An 18,792-nucleotide genomic window follows, 5' to 3' on the forward strand; every position below is an offset into this window, starting at 1 on the left:
ATGCAGGCGTCGATGAAATCGAGCTGATCGTCGATGCCTTTGTTATTTAGCGCTAGCCACCGTCACTGCAGCCTTGGCGGGAGAAGTGTTTTCCCCGTCCATGCTGACAGTCACCGGCGTGACCAGGTCGTTCGGACGTATCCGTTGCAAGCCGTTGACGACGATCCGTTCATCTTTCTTGAGACCGGAACGGACCACGCGCAAGCCATCGACAATCGGGCCGAGCTTGACCGGGCGATACGTGACCTTGTTGTCGGCGCCCAGCACCATGACGTATTTCTTGTCCTGGTCGTTGCCGACTGCCTTGTCGTCGATCAGCACGGCAGTTTCAGCCGCGGAGCCGCCGGTGCGTACCCGGGCGTACATGCCAGGGGTGAGGGCGCCGTTCTGGTTGTCGAACACGGCGCGCACGCGCATGGTGCCGGAGGCGGTGTCAAGCCGGTTGTCGAAAGCCTTGATCTGGCCTTGATGCGGATAACCGTCTTCGCTGGCCAGGCCGATGGAAACCGGCAAGTGACTCACACCGGAATTGCCGACGGCGCCGTTGGCGGCGTAGCGGATGTAGGTTTGTTCATCCACTTCGAAGCTGACATACACCGGCGACACCGATACCACGGTAGTCAATGCGGGCGAAGCGACGCCGGCGCCGACCAGGTTGCCGACCGTGATTTCAGCACGTGAGACGCGGCCGCTGACCGGCGCTGAAATCGATGTGTATTGCAAGTTCAGGCGCGCGGTTTGCACCGCTGCGTCCGCCGCCTTGAGGCTGGCGTCGGCTTCCAGCAGAGCATTGTTGCGCTGATCCAGTTCACGCTGGGCTACTGCATGTTCTTCGATCAGGCGGTTGGTGCGGGCCAGTTCGGTTTTTGCCAATGCCAGTCCGGCCTGGGCGCCAGCCTGGGTGGCCACTGCGCGCGCGAGTTCTGCTTGATAGGGACGGGGATCGATGGTGAACAGCAGATCGCCTTTCTTCACCAGCTGGCCTTCCTGGAAATGCACGGCGTCGATGGTGCCGGATACGCGTGGCCGTATTTCAACCCGTTCAATGGCTTCCACGCGTCCCGAAAAATCATCCCATTCAGTGACCGATTTTTCCAGGGCTGCAGCCACCGAGACCGATACTGCGGCAGGTGGCGGGCTGACCGCTTTCGCCTGGCGGCTGGTCAGGGTGAAGGTGCCGGCGGCGGCGAGAACGAGGATGCCGACCGCAATCGCAATTGCTTTGCGAGAAAATAATGGTGTCGAAGTTTGCATGTGAGACCCCTGGATAATATGTGTGGAAACTGCGTTGAAACGGAAATGAATAGCTGCGTAATCTGAAACAATCACTTGAGCGGAAGACCGTACAGGTAAGATTTCAAGGATCAGGCTTGGTCGGGCGACCGGCATTGGCGTTCTTGATTGGCTTGGTGTGCCTCAAATCATGATTAGCAATATAAGGTCGGCTGGCCTTCAGCCGATAGCCGCTTACTGCACGCTTCTTGTCCGATCCTCCAAATGTCCCGATTTCCTCCTTGTCTGAAAGCAAAAAATCGCGCTCGAAAAACATCAAATTTAATTCTGTGAGACACTAATATTTCTTTTTTGCCACATCCGGCATCGTCAGAATTTCTATTTAATAGTGATTGCTATGAATTATGATGCGACTCTAGCGGGCTTGTTTTGCGCTGTCAAGTGGTTTAATATCGATCACTATGGAAATGACACAAGACAAGCCGCGCAAGAAGGCCGGCCGTCCTTTATCGTTTGATAGGGAAACTGCGCTGGAGAGCGCGATGATGGTTTTCTGGCGTTACGGGTACGAGGCGACCTCGCTCAATGACCTGACCAGCGCCATGGGAATCACGCCGCCCAGCCTGTACACGGCATTCGGCGACAAGGAACGCCTGTTCCTGGAAGCGGTGGAATATTACCTGGCCAAAAAACCATGTTTTTTTGAGTCGATCGTGGCCGAGCCGCTCACGGCAAAGGAAAGCATCAGGAGCTATCTCGAGGTAATCGCGATTTCTCAAACCGACCCGAACCAGCCGCCCGGCTGCATGGTCGTGACTTCAGCCACCAATTGCACCGCCGCCTCTTCGCATGTGCAGGAAGTGTTGGCGGATTACCGTGGACAGATGGAAGCCGGCATTAAAGCGCGGCTGGATCGCGGCGTCGCCGATGGCGAGATGGCGGCCGATACCGACACCGCTTCACTGGCCAGTTTTTTCGTCACTGTCATTCACGGCATGTCGACCCAGGCACGTGACAACGCCGGCCGCGAGAAGCTGTTGGCGATAGGCGCGCAAGCGATGCGCGCCTGGCCGGACCCGCTCTGAGATCGGCTGGGCAGGGGTGTGCATCGCCCTTCAATTTTAAGACTTGTCCTATATTCCTTGTAGTCCCCCGTCGCTAGAATGTTAAGCCTGAGCCTCACAAGAGAGGTGATTAGCGCAACAGAGTTTTTCAGGGGCCGCCACGATGGACAACGTGCAGAAGCAAGAAATCAAACTTCAAGATGAGCAATGGCAAATGCTGGAGCCGCTCCTGACGGGTAAGCAGAGTGATCCCGGCGCCAATGCAAAAAACAACCGTTTGTTTATCGAGGCGGTATTGTGGATAGTGGTGAATAAAACCGTATGGCGTCATTTGCCGCAGCAGTTTGGCAGTTCCAGTACGGCCTACATGCGTTTCAGGCGCTGGACCGAATGCGATTTCTGGCGCCAGCTTGCGCAAAGCGGGATCGGTGATGCGAAATTGGTGTGGGCGCTGGAGCGAATTGTGGAGTACAGCGATTTGTATACGCGGCGCATCGAGCAACGGTTACTAAGAAAAAATCAAAAAACCATCTATAAGTCAGCCATCGCAGCCGCCAGGGCTGTCAAGCCAGCCAGGCGCACCCAGTCAGCGGTGGATGAATCAACCTTGCACTGGGTCGGTTTGGTCACTGCTTGAGCATCGGCTCATGCGTGGGGAAGGGCGGAAACAACGATTGATATTTAATTTGATAGAAATTCCCACGAAGAACTAGCAAAAAAAATAAACAGCGGCTATAATTCGTCCCCTGTTGGGGCGTTAGCTCAGCTGGTAGAGCAGCGGACTCTTAATCCGTAGGTCGTGTGTTCGAATCACACACGCCCCACCAATAGGATCAAAGGCTTACGTGAATACGTAGGCTTTTTTTTCGCCTAAAATTTTATCTCGGGTTACGCCGGGGTTACATCTCACTCGGAATCGCGGCCCATAGTCCTCCTGTCGTGTACCCGCTACTCGTTCAATGCGCGGTTGTCACAATAGCGATTTCATCTTGATAGCAGGGGTGGGGAGGGGGAAAAACCATCCGGATGGGAATCGGCATAATGCCCCTTCACCTGATTTTTGTTCCGGCGAGATGGGGCGGGTGTTAGTTGGAACCCTTTCCTCGTACTACAGGTGACCGTATATCCAATTGCAAGGCTTGGTGCATGTTGTCCCCTGCCGGTTCAACCTGACCTGATTGCGTAGCAGTTCGTATTATTGACTCCTGCTTGCTCGCACGGAGTCCGGAGGAAAATATCCTCCTTGGATACATTGTGAAAAGCCCTTTTTGCGTCGAACTCGGCCTTTTGCGAATGACGCAGTTCCCCCCATGAAAGGTCGCACAGGTAACGCCATCATGCGCAGCTCATGTCGCCCGTTGGGTAACACTGCAACAGGTAGCTTCGCTACGCCGCCCCTTCGGTTTGCCTTCCCGGATCAATTGCTTGATGTCCTCAGTCACTCGCAACTCATTCATACTGATAGTAATGCCACTAGATGGATGTGCTTGGACTTCACCGGCGGTAGTGAATTGCGATGGATCGAGTGTTACTCCCTCGCTGCTGAAGCACTGGAAGTGCGGCTCCATCCCATGCGGACAGGCTGGCCCATAGAAAAACCGTGATGGATTCTTGCAGGCAGGGTCGATAGCGCCCTCAAACACTTGCTGCATGTGCTCGTAGGCCCTTTGATGCTCCACCACAGTAGCAGGGCGGGTGTAGGGAATGACGACCCTCCACCGCAGGTTCTCCGGTGTGCTGCTAAAAGTAGTATGTGCAACGAAGGTGTAGCCATCAAGCAGCGTAGCGATTTGCTCTCGTGTGATTGGCTGCGTTTTGCCATCGAGGTCCAGCACTAAAGCAGTGAGGTATTCGATGCACCTGTCTTCTCGGCGCAACTCTCGGAAATTGGCCGGGATAAAGCCAGGACCATCCTTGGCGGAGCGGACCTCAGGCTTCTGAAGCGCGGACACAAATTCCGGCCACGGCATAGAGTGAGGCTTCGGAAGGTTATCCGACTTCCCGCCAACGAGGGCAAATTGAAACTCTTGGGAGAATGCGTTGGCAGTCATACGCCGCCCCCATGCACCGCAGGAAGACTGGCATTATAATTACGAGAGCGTAGTAGTTTAGAAGCCGTCCTGGATAGCAGCCAGGCGGCTTTTTTGTTTGCATTCATAGCCGCCTCTCTACTCAGATTTGCCACCAATAGTGCGTGACTCAAGCCATGCGTCCAGGTCTGACTTGCGGTACTTCGCCAGTCGGCCGACTTTGATCACTGGCAAGTTATAGCGCCCGACGCTTTTCCAAACGGCGAGTGACCGTGGGCTGATACCGAGATAGGCCGCAGCTTCTTCCCGGCTAAGTAGATCAGACTGATTTTTGAGAATGGCTGAAATTGTGGATTGCATATTGTGTACCTCATATAACTCGGCCTGCATTTCGCTTGCCGTATGAGTACACATTGTCCTGAAAATATACGTCGTAACTTAAGACAGTAAATTCGGGTTTTATGCTTAATTTGTGTCAGTCGCTTCGGGCATCTATCAATGTCCTTACATGCTTCAATTCCCGCTGCACAGAGCGCTCGTCAATGTTGGGGTCAATCATGCCTACCAAATGCTCAATGACACCGGGGCAGAACTCATCATAAGCAGCAAAAAAATAAGTCCCAAGTTGCTGAATCAGAATTCTCTTCGGCAGGTGGATGCTTTTTCTGTTTGGGATGCGGGAAGGAACATCATTAGCTAATTCCGCAGCTAGCGAGGTTAGCAGGTTGAGAAGCTGCGCAGTCTTGGCCTGATCCAAGAATCCGACACCTTGTTTAATTAAATTATTTAGTGTCCTGATTGGTTCTAGTGCCTTTTTTTTCACGCTCCTGGGCAAAACCTTGATCGTCAGCTTTCCCGTTTCGGCGTCAAAGTAGTCGGCGAAACATTCTGCAACCGTCCCGCAAAACTGTAAGAGTGTCCAGTTGTTGAGATTTGAATTGGGCGGACCATAGGTAAAGCCGGGCTTCGTTTGGAGTTGTTGCAACGCCTGCTTAAAACTTGGCTGTCCGTCCAGCCAGCGAAAAACTACGTCCGCTTTCAACGTGCGGATGTCGGCTTCGAATGAGAGGGATCCCGGATTAAGGCTCAGAGATTGCCCTTTAAATACTCGCAATTGCTCTGCAGTCGGCTGTTTAGGCATCATGCCCCTATGTCCCCAGTGTTAGCGCTTCCGCTTCAGCGGTACTACGTCAGCCTTGGGCGCAAGTCCTGCCGCTGCGAACATAGCAGAAGTCGCCCTCTCAACCGATTCACGCACAGGGTCCTGATCCAGACGCGCATAGATTGCTGTAGTTTGTACACTCTTGTGGCTCAGTGATTTGCCGATGATCGCCATCGATGCTCCGGTCTTTGCTTGCCAGCTCCCAAGGGTGCGGCGTAGGTCATGGATACGCAGATCTCCCAGCTCGAAATCGGCGGCATCAATCCCCAGCACCTCCGCCTCCTCAGCGTACTGTTCAATGGTTTCATTTGGCCAGACAATCGCTGCCCCTTGTACTTCCTCGATTGTATGGGCATCCCACTCAGCTACCTTACCAAGGGCGTTGATGAAGCCGATGGCTTTGGCACGTTCAAGAACCCGCTTCCAGCCCTTTTTTGGCTCTACCAGATGTCCTGCCTTGCCCTCGCCGGGAAAGACGAATTTAGCCAGTTCTGAGGGCTTCCGGCTTCGCAATATCTCGACCGCTTCAGGACTTAGGGAAACGGTCTGTGGATCGTCGTTCTTGGTTCGGGTGATGCGCCACTCAGCCCTCTCAAAGGAAATATCGTGCCAGCACATCGCCAGCACATTTGCCCGTCGTGCACCCGTCAGTAGGGACAGCAGGATGTAATCCCGGATAGTCGAATTGGGTTCGGCTGCCAATGCCGCAAAAAAATGGGGTAGTTCATCAGCCTGAATGAATCGGTCACGGCTTTGCTCTGCATTCCGTTTGATGCCTTTGACTGGATTGGATTCCCACAACCCTGCCGAGATCGCCCAGCCGTAGACACTAGATATCAGCGCCAGTACTCGGTTGGCTGCAGTGGCATGTCCAGCACTGGAGATGCTGCTATGAATCGATGCCACTTCACGTCTCGTGACGGTGGAAAGTTTCTTTGTCCCTAGTGGCTTAGCAAGATGCTGGTGGTATTTGACTTCATCCTCTTTCCACGTGCGTTTACGCAGCTTTGAATGCCTTTCCAGATATTCCGCGAACAGTTCCCCGAAAGTCATTTCAGCCCTGCGGGATCGCTTCACCTCTGCCGGGTTTGCACCACTTTCGATGGCCAGATTCACATTGGCGGCCAGTCGTCGGGCCTGTTCGATGGTCATATCGGGATAGCTTCCCAGCGTGATGCGCTCAGGTTGGCCACCTTTGATCCGTCGGAACACGGAGAATGTTTTTGCCCCATTGCTGCTGACGCGAACCTGCAAGCCGGTCGCTTTGGTGTCGTGATAAGTGGTACGGATGCCAGGAGCCGGAAGCGGAAATTTGTCTAACGCCGCCTTGGTGAAGTTGAGCTTGTCCATTGATGCCACCCTTCCGGGGTTACACCGGGGTTACGTAATAGGTGAAATTTGGTGAAGACCCATTGATCTTTATAGGAGTCAAAACCTATGACAGTAAAGGCTTGGTGAAGTTCCGTAAAACTTGGGGTTACGTCGTAAAACATAAGGACCTAGGACTCTTAATCCGTAGGTCGTGTGTTCGAATCACACACGCCCCACCAACAGTATTCGAGTAAGGAAATCAAGCACTTGCGAGTAATCGCGGTGCTTTTTTTTCGTCCGTACGGCAGGCTGGTCGGTTTCAAAAACTGGCCTTTGCCGGAAAACTGCCCGAATAGGAGAATTCAGACCAAACGTTTTATCAACAATTGGAGAATCTGGAATGGCCTATATCAAACAACGTGGCGCTTATTGGAGGCAGAGGTCCGTCGCAAAGGACGTAAGCCCGTATATCGCACGTTTGATACCCCAAAATTGGCCCGGCAATGGGCGCGACAGATCGAGTCGGAAATGGACTCTGGTCACCGCTGTTGACCACGCCACGCACCGTCACGACGATCCTCGCCTAGCCAGGCAGACGGCAGCCGAAGCCGTCAGGACTTGGCAAGGCGGAGGCGACTCCAGAGGCGGATGTCTCGTCGAACTCTTCACGGCATCTTGCTAAGAATCCCATTCATCTCGTCTGCGGAAAATGCGCGCAGTGTTTGCGTCCGGACGTTACCTGCCGCACCGAGGGACAGTCCGAATGCGGTGAAAGTGGCTTCGTCGGGCGCATCGAAGGTCACCACTAAATCGTGACTCCCCAGCGTCCAATAAATATCTTTCATTTCAATGCCAAACTTCTTTGCCATTTCGCGAACAGCAGCTGCTCGCTTAGTGGTGTCTTTCACGGTGCGGATTCCCTGGTCTGTGAAATTCGAGAGAACGATGTAAGTTGCCATGATGAGTCTCCTAGTCGGCTGGGAGGAAACTACGCGTTGCCGAGGCGCGCAGACTGGGCCTGTGCTGCGGGAGTGCATGAAGTTGGGAACTTCACGGTACCGAGTTTCGCGGCACCCGGCTCTCCATGGGAGTGTTCTTCGTCCTGACCAAGTGTCGGGCCGACGGCAAGGATGGCGGCGGTGCTGGCGATGACAAGGTATTTGCTATTATTCATGAGGTGCCTCCGATTGGGGACACGATACCGCTTGGCACAGCGCCAGTCGCAATAGTCGACCCGCGTCGTGTTTTTTGGTCGTCCACCGGCGCCCCCTCATCCAAATAAAGGGTCGTAGGTTTAACAAGATGAAAGATGAAAAATCCCTGACCATGGCATGCCCTCTCCCCCCGTGAGAATAGGTTGGGCAAGCGGCACTTCTTCAGGTGGCGAAAATCCAATTCTGAGGATGGCTATTTTTGCCCAACGCGCCGGAAAGATAAAAATAGCCGATTACAGAACTCTTGAATCAGTGCAATGCGCTGTCTTATTGCGGTTTAGCGTATTTTGCGACGCCTGTCACATCGAACAACACGCAACGCTGGTCTCCAACTACCCAGGCATCATGCCCAGGTGGCATATAAAAGACGTCGCCCGGCCCGTATTCCACCTCAGATCCACCGTCCATTTTAACGACCATCCGCCCTTCAAGGATGATGCCTGTATGAGCGGCCTGGCAAGAGTCCGTTCCTGCGATCGGTTTCACATGCAGACTCCAGCGCCAACCAGGCTCGAACTCGCCGCGGCCCATTGTGTGGTTTCCGAGGGTAAAGACAGCTACCTTGCCTTTTCCATCTTTGAATGGACGAACTTCGTCTGGCTTGTCCAAAGTTTTTTTCTCTAGCGTCGCACTCATCGCATGATTCTCCAAAAAATGGTGGGTGGATATGGCATAGGCGAATCAGGATAGTTGAGCAGTGAAAAACGACTACACCAGACGCACCCGTACCGACTAATCGGCTTTGAGTTCAGAACTCATAATGGATATTTCAATATAGGTGGGTGCATGGCAAATGCAAGAGGTAGTGCTGTCAGAACCATGCGCGTATCCTTGGTCCATCGCGTGCACGGCTCTATGGTGTTCCTAGGGCTGCTCTGGTCGGCTCAAGTCCACGTCCTTTTGCTCGCTACCAGGCAATCGGACTGTAACCGTTGTGCAAATGCAGGTAGGGAGGGAAAGTCCTTGCAGGCTAGAAGGCGCTATAGTTAACCCGATTAACAATAGATCAGATTTCGTCCGGGAAAACTTCAGGGCCACCATGCTCTTTGTCACCGCACTGTCGGCTGATGCGGGCCGTGACCGCGCAATGGAGCAAGACCTGCTGTCGACCGCACTCAGTCAGCCATTGTCCACGGCAAGGCAGACGGCAAAACGTTCAATGGATACCCGAAAACCATCCTTGCACTGGACTCATATATCGTGGCCCGTCAGCGTCCCTTTCGATGGCATTGCTGGTTACGGTTTGATACGTATTATTGAGGTTTTAGCGTGGCGCTTAAAAACTCTCGAATGGCCTTTCTGGCCTCGGTAGACGCCTTCTCGTCATAAGCAATCGTTGGTCCATACTCCACGCAGGAATCAGCGTAGGTAAAGGGCTGCTTCGTTTTCGCATTGATGATCACCCCATTCTCAGCCTCCGCGAGTTGGCAATTCCGCGTTGTTTGCGCCTTCTCAAGTTTCACGGGCATTTTCAGAGCCTGCCAATCGAATACATGGTTGGCACCCGTATATTCGGTCAACTGGACATTTTTGCCTTTCGCTTTCAGGCGGCCGATATAGGCGCGACAAGGTCCGACCGGCGCATAGTTATCTGCGCTGCCGTGAAACAGCCGAATGGGCTTGTCCACTACCTCGTCGTCGTCGCGAAAGGTGTTGCAGGTTGGGTAAAATGGGATATACGCGGCAAACTCCTGCTCTGCCGGGCCATGCATACGCTGGAAGCGCTTGACGCTTGCATAGAGTGCCGCTACACCTCCCCGCGAGAAACCCATGAGTACAATCCGCGCTGGATCGATCCTCGGGTGCTTGGCGAGCAGATCGAGCGCACGGCCATGCTAGTGGATATCTGACGGGTACTGATCGACCCAGGTATTTTGCCCGGTACCGTGCAATCTGACGGTACCCTTGGTGCAAATCTGTTAGGGAAGGCAAGTCCATTGGAGGGGCATAGAAGGCGTTGGCGGCAGGGGGCTTGACCTTGGGCGTGGCGGCTTACTTAGCTCGTTTCAGTACCACTTCGCCCGAGCCACCACCGGATGCAGCAGGGGTCGTCCACTTCAGTTCGTCCCCTGTGATAGTGAATGGTCGCCTCTGCTCAACGCCGTTCCAGTTCGGAAACGTACTTGTTTCTATGCGAAAGGTGATGGTCTTATCCGTCTCGTTGACGGAGTACCTGCCGAAGTGAGCGATTGATCCCTGCACGATGGCCTTATTCTCATCTGGAGTACCGTCCATGCGATTGTTGGACGCGAATTTGGGCTGACCAGAGCGCGAGTTCACCAGTGCATAGTGACCATTGCCATCAAAGATCACAAGACCCTGCGGATTGGGACCATACATCGGCACCCGGCTGCCATCCGAGCGGACGGTGTCGACCGATACATACATCCAGGCTCCGATGAGTTGCTCGTTCAGTGTCTTTTGTTGGCCGATTGCATCGCTCGATGGCAGGGTAACACCCAAAAACAGCAGTGCCATAGCAACTAGTGTGAGTGAGCTGAGACGGTTCATGATGTTCCTCCGTTGAGGGTTTGATCGAGACTCCCCGGATGGCGCCTCGTTATGGGCGCGGTCCGGCATTTGCTCGTCGGAGCAGCACCGTTTCACGACGATGTGCGCGGCCATAGTCAACCCTGTGCCGATATCGGTACGGGATAGTATATGCCCACAGCCTTTTGCCCGGTACCGGGCAATCTGACGGTACCCTGGGTGCAAATGCTGGCAGGGAGGCCGTTCCTGCGCGGATAACATCGGTGCTTCGGCTGCTGGCGGCGGTGGGGAGCATGAACTTGGACATGACGGTTTCTTGGTGGCCGTGGTGCGCTTACGCAGCGCAGCATCTGTGGGCGTCGATTACCTGATGTCGAGAAAGCCAATTGTTGCAAGGGTGAGGCAATTTGATTGGGCCGAACACTACGGCGCCAGATTCACGATGGACGCTACGGGCGCGGCTTCTGCGATCTGCTGGTCAGCACCAACGCAATGCCGCCAAGGATCGCCACGGACGCAGCGACCAGGCGCGGTGTGATCGCCTCCGAAAGGAACGCCACGCCGCCAAATGCGGCGATGAGCGGTACCGACAACTGTACCGTGGCTGCTCGCATGGCGGAAAGTTTGCTCAATGCCGCGTACCAGATGACATACCCAATGCCGGACGTGAGTGTGCCAGAGGTAATGGCAAGGGCGACTCCAGCCGCATCCGCGTATGCGTGGGCGACGAAAAGCAAGCTCAACAACAGGGCGAGCGGCACTGCCCGCGTAAAATTGCCTGCTGTGGCGGCGAGCGGGTCGGCCACTCCGCGACCGCGCAGCGAGTACACGCCCCACGCCACGCCAGCAATGGCCATCAACGCAGCACCCAGGGGCGGCGGCGCAGCGACTCCCGGCGATACAAGGTAGACCAGCCCCGCGACAGCCAATGCGAGACCTAGCCAGGCGATAGGTCCGAACATCTCGCCCGAGCGCAGGCCAACGATCAACATCGTCAATTGAACCGCACCGAACAGTATTAATGCGCCGGTACCTGCGGGCAAAGTGAGATACGCGAACGAGAAGAACGCGACATAAGCAAACAGCATGGTCGCAGCGAGCCAGTCGGCATGGCCGGGTGAAAGCCGTGCCTCCCTGAAGCGCACGATGACGGCGAGCGTGATCGCTCCTGAAACCAGCCTGATGCTGGCAAAGCTGGCCGGATCGATGCCTCGTTGCTGTAGCGCGAGCCGGCACAACAGAGAATTTGCCGCGAAAGCGAGCATGGCCACCGCAGTGAGGACGATTGCCTGCAAGGTGGGCCGGCCATTGCGCGCGTTATGCATGGGTCGCCACCAGGACCACAGCCCCAGACAGCAGCGCGACACCGAGCGGCGTGCTGAGACGCCGCCCCCAGCGAACGTTCTTTTCGATTGCCATTGCAGCCGCAAGCAGCAGCATCCAGCCGAGGCTGCCGGCGCCGAGTGCGAACATCAACAGCATCAACGCCCAGCAACAGCCGACGCAGAACAGGCCGTGCTGCACGCCAAGCATAAATGCGTGCCGCGCTTGCGCCTGCCCACGCCAGCGCTGGATAACGAAACTCAGGGGCGTTCGGCATTTCTCCAGGCATCGATACTTTAGCCGGCTGAACTGAAAGGCGCCGGCCAACGCAATTATTGCCGCGCCGATCAGCCAGCCATGCCAAGCCAATGCGGGGATACTGGCAAACAGGGACAGCACAGCGCTATGAAGTGCGTGCGCCAGGAGTCCGAATGCGCCCCACACCGTCATGTAGCCCAGGCCGAGTAGTATGAGCAGGCGCCCATGGTCCGAGCGCTGCGCCGTCAGCCGGTCAAAGGTGTTAAACAACGGCAGGGTGGTCGGCAGCATCATGGCTGCCGTCATGAGTATCCACGCGGCAGCGTAAAGCGCCATGGGCACGACCACAGTGCCGCCGGGAACGACACGGCACAGAAATGCCGCCGGCCCTGATGCTGTCCAGTCACCGTGATCGAGATAGCGGCCGTATGGACTGCGCGCCCACGCCCATAGCGACAGCCACGCGAGCGCAATCAACGCGGCCAGGACCGGCAGGAATACGCGATGGCGGCGCGAACTGCCGGGCGGCAACAGAGCTGCCGAAGGTTTCATGCGTCGAAGACAAACGTACTCTGCAAAGCGTTGTGGTTCTTGATATCGAGATCGATGCCGAGGGCAGCGTTCTTGGATCGATAGGTCGGCGCCTTACCGACAAACACCGGAGCGCCCGGCACCGTTGAGAACACAGTGTCGGAGAGCGTAGTCTGGCCGCCGGTCGCACCAAGATAAGGTTCGAGTTCAGCATAGTAGTTCTTGCCGATCTCGAGTTCACCCTTGCCCGCGACCACGGTAAAGCGTATCGGTGCCCGCTCTACTGATACGACCTCGCCGATCAGCTTGGCGAGTTCAGCGACCGGCCCGCCAGCCTGCCCGGTATAGACCTTCAGCAGTGCCTCTTCCTGCGCCTTGGAGGCTTGGTCGTCCACGTAGATCGCGGCAGTCCAGTTGCCTAGCAGAATATTACCTGGTACATGCGCTACGGCAGCGATGGTGTTGCCACCCACATCGACGCCGTCGACCGTTCCCTTGTCTATGCGCCACGCGACGATCGTGTCGCAGGTGCCGTTATCAGGATCCTCGCCGATCCAGCAGGGGCACAGGACGTTGCAATTACAAACCTCGAGCAGGCGACCTTCCAGGTGATAGCTCATACGAACCTCCCTTGCAGCTATACGAACACGGACTTGTCGCCGCAGCGCGCAGCGGCAAGAGATAAATTATTCTAGGTTGCGCGGTGGGGCAATTCAAGTTGGATGACAGCTCGGCAGATCGTCATGCGCGGTTGTTCGGGCATTTAAGCCGATATCGAGAGAGGGCTTCGATTTCCCATTAGGGAGCACCATCGAAGGACGGCTTGTGGCCGAATCCCGGCGCTCACTACAGGTCAGCATTGATTCTACCCAAAAATGGCACTAGCCTTTCGTGAAGGCGGTCGTTCCACGGTCGAGCCATGCGTCTTGCCTCAGCAAGCGTTCCAGCATGGGTGGTTCCCGTCGGGGAAATTCGGGATCAAGTACGCTCGTTGGCGCCTGCCTGCAAGCTGATGTTGGTGGTGACATGGATTTGGGGCTCGACCTGCTCTCGACCGCATCCTGCGCCAAGGCGGAAGGTAAAATGGTCTGTAGCCCACGATGCCGGCCAGCGCACATCCGCCAGACCAGGTCAACGAGCGCACGGCCATGCTGGCGTATACCCAACCGACACAGGTATGACGGCTCACTTGGGAATTCCCAAGTGAGGACACGTACTATTCGGGAAAAATTCAGGGCCATCACGGTCGTTGTCACCGCTCGGTAACCTGATGCCGGCGATGGTCCCGGAAATGGGTTGCGCCGGGACTGGAGGCAGCGTGTTCGGACGCGGACCGAGGTTCTTGATGTCAATCACAGTAAAGCATCGCCGAACCGGACAACGGCACCCGCCACGTTGAATTTTGCATTGATGTACCCCACCGCGATCCACTGGTGATCGTGGCAATATTTCCATCCGTCCAGTCATGTCAGGCGAGGTCTTTGAGAACACCTGAAATCACCTCGCATGCTCAATAGTAATGATGGCGAACATACTCTTGATACACTTCATCGGCGATCCAGACTGCGATGATTGAGAACGGAATCAGCAGAACAAGTACCCACCCAAGTTCCATAAAATAAAATCAACTTTCGTTGAACCCTCTGTCAATGGACGCACGTTAAGACTAATAAATCCTGTAAGGATTACAAGTGCACGTTTGATATCCTTTTTTCATGGGTAGTGCACACAACTGCCACTCTCAGCCGTTTGCGTCAGTCACTATTTCATACGCGTACTAAGGTCGTTTCAATACCGCTTTTCTGCGAGGAAGGATGCGCGAAGTCGGGCAATGCCGACAGGCCCCATGGCATCTTATAGCCGTTATAAGATGGGTTAGATGCCATAGGGAAAAACATCAGGGTCCAGCATGCTCGTTGGCGTCACCCGGCAAACTGATGCAGGCGGTGATTGCGCAGATGAATAGTCAGTGCACGAAACGGAAACATCGTGTGGCAAGACCGAGCGGCTGGACGTATTACGGGGGAGAGGGGACGATGCTTGCCCACAAGCGAATGTCCGGTAAGAGGTGGCAGAACTTGCTGGGCACAGGGAGCCTGCCACACGCGGTCTGCTAAACCGATTAGTTAAGCGGCATACAGCTCTCTGTTAGATGACGAAAATTGCGCTGAGGCAACATTCAATAGGTGCCGCCTGACGCTTCGTGCCAGACCGGCCCGCTCGGCGGCCGGTATCGAATAATCAACGGATACAAGCGATACGGATGTTGAAAGGCTGAATTAATCCATATCAGCCCATCCTCCCCGGTGGGCTTTTTTACGCCGGTCGCTCGACTAGGCTCTTCTTCCAGTCGCCCGCATAGCCAAATGACGGTGCTGGCAGTTCGTCTACCATCCAGAAATTAGTTCTAGCATTGAAGTTCGGCGTCATGTACCAGTGTGCATCCCGGTCGGCATCCATCGCCCACCACCTAGCGCCCTTCGGCGCTTTCTTCCAGTCGATCTCTGTCGGCATGGCATCACCCTCCCTCGCTCCATTCTAGCCAGCCTTTGTGATTTGGCAACGTCAAACCACTTCGGCGCTTTTTACGCCTGGATATTTCCCCGTCAAGTGAATAGCTTGCCCTGACATTAGTCGCAATAGCGTCACGCTATCCGTGCTCGTCACAAACGGCGTTACAAAGTAGCCACGGAATCGAAACACGGCTTGTTGCTCGAGCGCACACGGACCTGCATCGCCCGCGCTAAGTAAGACGGTAAGGCGTTCGGTAGGCCGCCTAAAACGACCGTGGCGCAGCGCCAGGCGATATCCACGGCCCATCAGTTTGCGCGACCCTATGGCGTTCCTAGTGCTTCTGGTCAGCACAAGTCAGCATCCTTTTGCCCGTTACCGGGCAATTTGACTGTACCCTTGGTGCAAATGCGGGCCGGGAAGGTAAGCCCAATTCTTAATCCGTAGGTCGTGTGTTCGAATCACACACGCCCCACCAACAGAACATTAGTAGGCATAAGGGTTTCCGCGAGGAAGCCCTTTTTGCTTTGTGCTGCCGTAACGCCAGGTGTGTCCAAAAATCATCCCAGGCTGGACTCATGGTGTGACCAAACTCGCTGTTTCCTGCACACCGCCAAGTCCATGCAATCCTGCTGCGGACACAAGTACATACTTCATTGTGGTGGCGATGTTCTTATGCCCCATCATCTTCTGAATACGAAACGCGTCCGCTCTGGCATCTGCTAAGCGCGAAGCTGTGGAGCGCCGTAGTGCATGTATTACGAACTTCTCAGCCCTTGGATGGTTCGCCATGTTCTGCAACTCGTCCGTGCTAAATCGACATTCAACAGCGTCGGGTTATACGATGTGAATATACAAAACGACTCCCTCAAGCCTCATTGTTTTCCTCGAAATAATGGTATTCACGCGGGTCAATTTGCGCGCAAATCGACGCATGTTGATTTACTGAGATGGACCCGACACCATCAATGGGATCAAACTAGCGTTTCGTCCAATTTACGTGTGGAGGCCCGTCATGGATATCGACGTTCTCGAAATTGCTTTGACCAAGCGGGCGTTCCAGTTACACGATGTCGATCGTCAAGGCTAGCGAAAGCATCCCAGTGCTGGAAATGACCAAGTGACAGTGCCGTTCGCGTGTTCCTCCTCAACGATAATGAGCGTGGGACAGCAAGGCACTTTGAACGTTGGGTTTTCCTATCGAGGCAACGCAAAAATTGCCGCCTGTGAGCCGCAGCCTGAGGACCCCGAGCGCCGGCGATGAGGTTTATCGAACGACTTGGGCAGGTGTCGACGAATACCGCGAAGGGCGCGAGGCCGAGGAGCGCAACCCAGGCAAGGAGTTCACGACAGGAAATTCTCGCAGGCGAACCGGTTGAAACTTAAGCCGTGGTTGCGTCACCATCGGTCGTCATTCGATAAGGCATGGTGCCTTCAGAAATATCGCCGCATATCATGCGTCGCGCGACCGGTGGCGGCACAGCGAAAGTCTCGAACACTATTTTCGCTTACGTTCAGTTCATGGTGAGGCCACCATCGACGATCAGGTTCTGACCGGCGAACATGCCTGCATCGGGTCCAGCCAGGAACAGCACTGCGCCAGCGATGTCGTCAGGTGCAATGTCGCGCTGCACGACGCGCTGACGCTTGATGTCTTCGCTTTGTTGGCCACGCGCCGCGCCGCCAGCCAGGATGCCGTCGCTCTGAGTAAAGCCCGGCGACACCGTGTTTACGCGTACGCCGTACGGTCCGAGTTCGCGCGCCAGCGTGCGTGTCATCGCAACCACCGCGGCCTTGCTGGCAACGTAATGCAAGAGACCTGCAGTGCCCTTGGACGCAGCCGCGGACGCGATATTGATGATGTTGCCTTGTCCGGCCGGCTTCATGTAGCGTGCCGCGGCGCGGCAGCAGTACCATACGCCCTCAACGTTAACGCTGAACACTTGCTTCCATTCGTCTACGTCGATTTCGTCGAACGCTGTTTTGGCGAGCGAGGTGTAGATGCCAGCGTTGTTGACCAGCACCGATACTCCGCCTGTGTGTTCAGCCGCGAACGCCATCAATGCATCGACCTGCGCGGCGTTGCTCACGTCTGCGTCGAAGCCCAGCGCACCGTGGCCGAGCTTCTTCGCCGCGGCCTCGGAACCACGCAAATCGGCAATCACTACGCGCCGGCCCAAAGCCGCGAAACGCTCCGCAATTGCGTAGCCTATTCCTTGCGCCGCGCCGGTCACCACCACCGCGCCGCTATTAATCGTCTGCTCCATTTTCTACCTTTCGAATTCTCCTCCTGGCACCAACTGCTCAGGCTGGAGCGGCCAGTCTAGCATGGGGAAATGTGCTGACGGCGTCTCGAACTGCAACAAAAGAGACAGTGTGCCGCCGATTTTTTTAACCACGGTTGTTGCGACGGATACTATTCATTCGCCGACCGAAATTGTTTGATGCCATAAGTCCTTGCCTGATAATTCGGTGAAAAAAAACGCTCGTGAGAATCATCATCTTCATGCGAGAGAAAACGAAGGTGGCAATTAGAAATGCAATATTGCGATAAAAAATAAAACAAAATAATTACAACTTAGACAGGAGACAAAATGAAGGCGCTTCACGCAACAAAAGCAACAATACTGTTGGGCTCAGTGATGGCATCCACCGCCCTGCACGCGCAAACAAACGTTCAAATTTACGGGATTGTCGACGTCGGTGTCGAATATGTAAATAAGGCGCGAGTAAGCACCGCGGGCACCGCGACCGGAAGCCTGGCCAAGGTGGACTCGGGAAACGCAGCGGCTTCGCGTATCGGATTTCGCGGTCGGGAAGACTTAGGGGATGGATTGGCGGCAGTCTTCGGACTTGAGAACGGCTTTTCGGCCGACACTGGTGCTCTGGCCAATGGCGGACGCCTTTTTGGGCGCCAGGCTTATGTTGGCCTGGCAGGAAAATTTGGCGAGGTACAACTGGGACGAGAGACGACGCCGATATTCGATTTTGGCGCGATCTACGACCCCATGATTCCCGCACGCTATTCGGCGCTTGCGCTGGATGCCGCCTTCGCTAGCCGCGCAGACAATGCGATCAGATACGGCGGGAAATTTGGAGGTTTGACTCTCAGTACCCAATATAGCTTTGGCTTCGACAGCACTATCGTCAATGGCGGCGAAGTCCCGGGCGCATTCCAGGTGGGAAAGGAAGCGTCTACAAACATCAACTATCAGTTTGGAAATGTGTTGGCTGGCGTGCTGTACGATCGCCAGAATGGCACTTCGGTAGCCACCCAGAAGAATTCGGTTGAGCGAATGGCAGTGGGCATAACCGCCGACTTTAAACCAGTAAAATTATACGCTGCATTCCAGCGACGAAACATGCACACGGCGCCAACCTCCACGAGGACGAATCTCTATTGGGTTGCAATGTCATACAACCCCACTGCCGCAGTGACATTGCTCGCAGCAGCATATTCCTACGATCCTGCCGGCGCTTCAAACAGAACTGGCATGTACACGCTCCTTGGCAGCTATGCGCTTTCCAAGCGAACCGATATTTATTCAGAGCTGGGGATAATGCGAAATCAGGCAAAGGCTGCAATGGCTCTGGACGGGACTGTCAATCCTGGCGACAGTCAGGCAGGTCTGACGCTCGGGATACGCCATCGTTTCTAATCACGT

At 55.2% G+C, this 18,792-nt stretch carries 20 protein-coding genes and 1 tRNA gene; 4 read left to right on the top strand and 17 right to left on the bottom strand.

The window, feature by feature from the left end:
- Window positions 1-42 precede the first annotated feature (42 nt).
- Window positions 43-1,254, bottom strand: coding sequence for an efflux RND transporter periplasmic adaptor subunit (locus BM029_RS02210; protein ID WP_139217191.1), 1,212 nt, complete (start codon window positions 1,252-1,254; stop codon window positions 43-45).
- Window positions 1,255-1,357: 103 nt separating this feature from the next.
- Window positions 1,358-1,549, bottom strand: coding sequence for a hypothetical protein (locus BM029_RS02215; RefSeq protein ID WP_092432230.1), 192 nt, complete (start codon window positions 1,547-1,549; stop codon window positions 1,358-1,360).
- A gap of 145 nt (window positions 1,550-1,694) precedes the next feature.
- Between BM029_RS02215 and BM029_RS02220 the strand changes: the two genes are divergently transcribed.
- The 3 genes from BM029_RS02220 (at window position 1,695) to BM029_RS02230 (ending at window position 3,124) form a co-directional block, all read left to right on the top strand.
- The gene (locus BM029_RS02220) at window positions 1,695-2,318 is read left to right on the top strand and encodes a TetR/AcrR family transcriptional regulator (RefSeq protein WP_092432232.1); all 624 of its coding nucleotides are present in this window, start codon (window positions 1,695-1,697) and stop codon (window positions 2,316-2,318) included.
- A 142-nt stretch (window positions 2,319-2,460) separates the two neighbouring features.
- Window positions 2,461-2,934, top strand: coding sequence for a transposase (locus BM029_RS02225; protein WP_092432234.1), 474 nt, complete (start codon window positions 2,461-2,463; stop codon window positions 2,932-2,934).
- A 114-nt stretch (window positions 2,935-3,048) separates the two neighbouring features.
- Window positions 3,049-3,124, top strand: a tRNA-Lys gene (locus BM029_RS02230).
- Window positions 3,125-3,643: 519 nt separating this feature from the next.
- Here the strand turns inward: BM029_RS02230 and BM029_RS02235 are convergent.
- The 15 genes from BM029_RS02235 to BM029_RS02310 all read right to left on the bottom strand — a co-directional run bounded on the left by BM029_RS02235 (window position 3,644) and on the right by BM029_RS02310 (window position 17,394).
- Window positions 3,644-4,348, bottom strand: a complete 705-nt coding sequence (locus BM029_RS02235; protein WP_092432236.1) for a hypothetical protein — start codon at window positions 4,346-4,348, stop codon at window positions 3,644-3,646.
- A 117-nt stretch (window positions 4,349-4,465) separates the two neighbouring features.
- Window positions 4,466-4,687, bottom strand: coding sequence for a helix-turn-helix domain-containing protein (locus tag BM029_RS02240; protein WP_092432592.1), 222 nt, complete (start codon window positions 4,685-4,687; stop codon window positions 4,466-4,468).
- Between the two features lie 115 nt (window positions 4,688-4,802).
- The gene (locus BM029_RS02245; protein ID WP_092432238.1) at window positions 4,803-5,471 is read right to left on the bottom strand and encodes a hypothetical protein; all 669 of its coding nucleotides are present in this window, start codon (window positions 5,469-5,471) and stop codon (window positions 4,803-4,805) included.
- A gap of 18 nt (window positions 5,472-5,489) precedes the next feature.
- Entirely contained in the window at window positions 5,490-6,839 is a 1,350-nt protein-coding gene (locus BM029_RS02250; protein ID WP_211482427.1) for a tyrosine-type recombinase/integrase, read from the bottom strand.
- Window positions 6,840-7,465: 626 nt separating this feature from the next.
- Window positions 7,466-7,759, bottom strand: a complete 294-nt coding sequence (locus BM029_RS02255) for a GYD domain-containing protein (protein WP_092432242.1) — start codon at window positions 7,757-7,759, stop codon at window positions 7,466-7,468.
- Window positions 7,760-7,788: 29 nt separating this feature from the next.
- Window positions 7,789-7,974 carry a hypothetical protein gene (locus tag BM029_RS02260; RefSeq protein WP_092432244.1) on the bottom strand — a complete coding sequence of 62 codons (186 nt, stop codon included), beginning with the start codon at window positions 7,972-7,974 and terminating at the stop codon, window positions 7,789-7,791.
- Between the two features lie 307 nt (window positions 7,975-8,281).
- Window positions 8,282-8,650, bottom strand: coding sequence for a cupin domain-containing protein (locus tag BM029_RS02265; protein ID WP_092432246.1), 369 nt, complete (start codon window positions 8,648-8,650; stop codon window positions 8,282-8,284).
- Between the two features lie 617 nt (window positions 8,651-9,267).
- Window positions 9,268-9,831, bottom strand: coding sequence for a dienelactone hydrolase family protein (locus tag BM029_RS02270; RefSeq protein WP_092432249.1), 564 nt, complete (start codon window positions 9,829-9,831; stop codon window positions 9,268-9,270).
- 175 nt (window positions 9,832-10,006) lie between these two features.
- Window positions 10,007-10,525: a lipocalin-like domain-containing protein gene (locus tag BM029_RS02275; RefSeq protein ID WP_092432252.1), complete on the bottom strand. Its 519-nt coding sequence runs from the start codon at window positions 10,523-10,525 to the stop codon at window positions 10,007-10,009.
- Between the two features lie 428 nt (window positions 10,526-10,953).
- Window positions 10,954-11,829, bottom strand: a complete 876-nt coding sequence (locus tag BM029_RS02280) for a DMT family transporter (protein WP_092432254.1) — start codon at window positions 11,827-11,829, stop codon at window positions 10,954-10,956.
- Window positions 11,822-12,637 carry a DUF2182 domain-containing protein gene (locus BM029_RS02285; RefSeq protein WP_092432256.1) on the bottom strand — a complete coding sequence of 272 codons (816 nt, stop codon included), beginning with the start codon at window positions 12,635-12,637 and terminating at the stop codon, window positions 11,822-11,824. The genes BM029_RS02280 and BM029_RS02285 overlap by 8 nt, the downstream gene beginning before the upstream one ends.
- On the bottom strand, window positions 12,634-13,236 hold the full coding sequence (locus BM029_RS02290) for a DUF1326 domain-containing protein (protein WP_092432258.1): 603 nt from the start codon (window positions 13,234-13,236) through the stop codon (window positions 12,634-12,636). Before BM029_RS02290 ends, BM029_RS02285 begins: the two co-directional genes overlap by 4 nt.
- A gap of 1,696 nt (window positions 13,237-14,932) precedes the next feature.
- A complete protein-coding gene (locus BM029_RS02300; RefSeq protein WP_092432262.1) occupies window positions 14,933-15,130 on the bottom strand; it encodes a hypothetical protein in 198 nt (65 codons plus the stop codon).
- 573 nt (window positions 15,131-15,703) lie between these two features.
- Window positions 15,704-15,919: a tyrosine-type recombinase/integrase gene (locus BM029_RS26540; protein WP_092432265.1), complete on the bottom strand. Its 216-nt coding sequence runs from the start codon at window positions 15,917-15,919 to the stop codon at window positions 15,704-15,706.
- Between the two features lie 722 nt (window positions 15,920-16,641).
- On the bottom strand, window positions 16,642-17,394 hold the full coding sequence (locus BM029_RS02310) for an SDR family NAD(P)-dependent oxidoreductase (RefSeq protein ID WP_092432267.1): 753 nt from the start codon (window positions 17,392-17,394) through the stop codon (window positions 16,642-16,644).
- A gap of 327 nt (window positions 17,395-17,721) precedes the next feature.
- Between BM029_RS02310 and BM029_RS02315 the strand changes: the two genes are divergently transcribed.
- Complete coding sequence (locus BM029_RS02315) at window positions 17,722-18,786, top strand: porin (RefSeq protein ID WP_092432269.1); 1,065 nt, start codon at window positions 17,722-17,724, stop codon at window positions 18,784-18,786.
- Window positions 18,787-18,792 lie beyond the last annotated feature (6 nt).

The organism is Collimonas sp. OK607 (assembly GCF_900111995.1).
Classification (GTDB): domain Bacteria; phylum Pseudomonadota; class Gammaproteobacteria; order Burkholderiales; family Burkholderiaceae_D; genus Collimonas.

Bases quoted from the DNA above. Each gene is read 5' to 3' on its own strand.
- BM029_RS02210 (WP_139217191.1), bottom strand. From the start codon at position 1,254: ATGCAAACTTCGACACCATTATTTTCTCGCAAAGCAATTGCGATTGCG.
- BM029_RS02215 (WP_092432230.1), bottom strand. From the start codon at position 1,549: ATGTTTTTCGAGCGCGATTTTTTGCTTTCAGACAAGGAGGAAATCGGG.
- BM029_RS02220 (WP_092432232.1), top strand. From the start codon at position 1,695: ATGGAAATGACACAAGACAAGCCGCGCAAGAAGGCCGGCCGTCCTTTA.
- BM029_RS02225 (WP_092432234.1), top strand. From the start codon at position 2,461: ATGGACAACGTGCAGAAGCAAGAAATCAAACTTCAAGATGAGCAATGG.
- BM029_RS02235 (WP_092432236.1), bottom strand. From the start codon at position 4,348: ATGACTGCCAACGCATTCTCCCAAGAGTTTCAATTTGCCCTCGTTGGC.
- BM029_RS02240 (WP_092432592.1), bottom strand. From the start codon at position 4,687: ATGCAATCCACAATTTCAGCCATTCTCAAAAATCAGTCTGATCTACTT.
- BM029_RS02245 (WP_092432238.1), bottom strand. From the start codon at position 5,471: ATGATGCCTAAACAGCCGACTGCAGAGCAATTGCGAGTATTTAAAGGG.
- BM029_RS02250 (WP_211482427.1), bottom strand. From the start codon at position 6,839: ATGGACAAGCTCAACTTCACCAAGGCGGCGTTAGACAAATTTCCGCTT.
- BM029_RS02255 (WP_092432242.1), bottom strand. From the start codon at position 7,759: ATGGCAACTTACATCGTTCTCTCGAATTTCACAGACCAGGGAATCCGC.
- BM029_RS02260 (WP_092432244.1), bottom strand. From the start codon at position 7,974: ATGAATAATAGCAAATACCTTGTCATCGCCAGCACCGCCGCCATCCTT.
- BM029_RS02265 (WP_092432246.1), bottom strand. From the start codon at position 8,650: ATGAGTGCGACGCTAGAGAAAAAAACTTTGGACAAGCCAGACGAAGTT.
- BM029_RS02275 (WP_092432252.1), bottom strand. From the start codon at position 10,525: ATGAACCGTCTCAGCTCACTCACACTAGTTGCTATGGCACTGCTGTTT.
- BM029_RS02280 (WP_092432254.1), bottom strand. From the start codon at position 11,829: ATGCATAACGCGCGCAATGGCCGGCCCACCTTGCAGGCAATCGTCCTC.
- BM029_RS02285 (WP_092432256.1), bottom strand. From the start codon at position 12,637: ATGAAACCTTCGGCAGCTCTGTTGCCGCCCGGCAGTTCGCGCCGCCAT.
- BM029_RS02290 (WP_092432258.1), bottom strand. From the start codon at position 13,236: ATGAGCTATCACCTGGAAGGTCGCCTGCTCGAGGTTTGTAATTGCAAC.
- BM029_RS02300 (WP_092432262.1), bottom strand. From the start codon at position 15,130: ATGCCGACAGAGATCGACTGGAAGAAAGCGCCGAAGGGCGCTAGGTGG.
- BM029_RS26540 (WP_092432265.1), bottom strand. From the start codon at position 15,919: ATGGCGAACCATCCAAGGGCTGAGAAGTTCGTAATACATGCACTACGG.
- BM029_RS02310 (WP_092432267.1), bottom strand. From the start codon at position 17,394: ATGGAGCAGACGATTAATAGCGGCGCGGTGGTGGTGACCGGCGCGGCG.
- BM029_RS02315 (WP_092432269.1), top strand. From the start codon at position 17,722: ATGAAGGCGCTTCACGCAACAAAAGCAACAATACTGTTGGGCTCAGTG.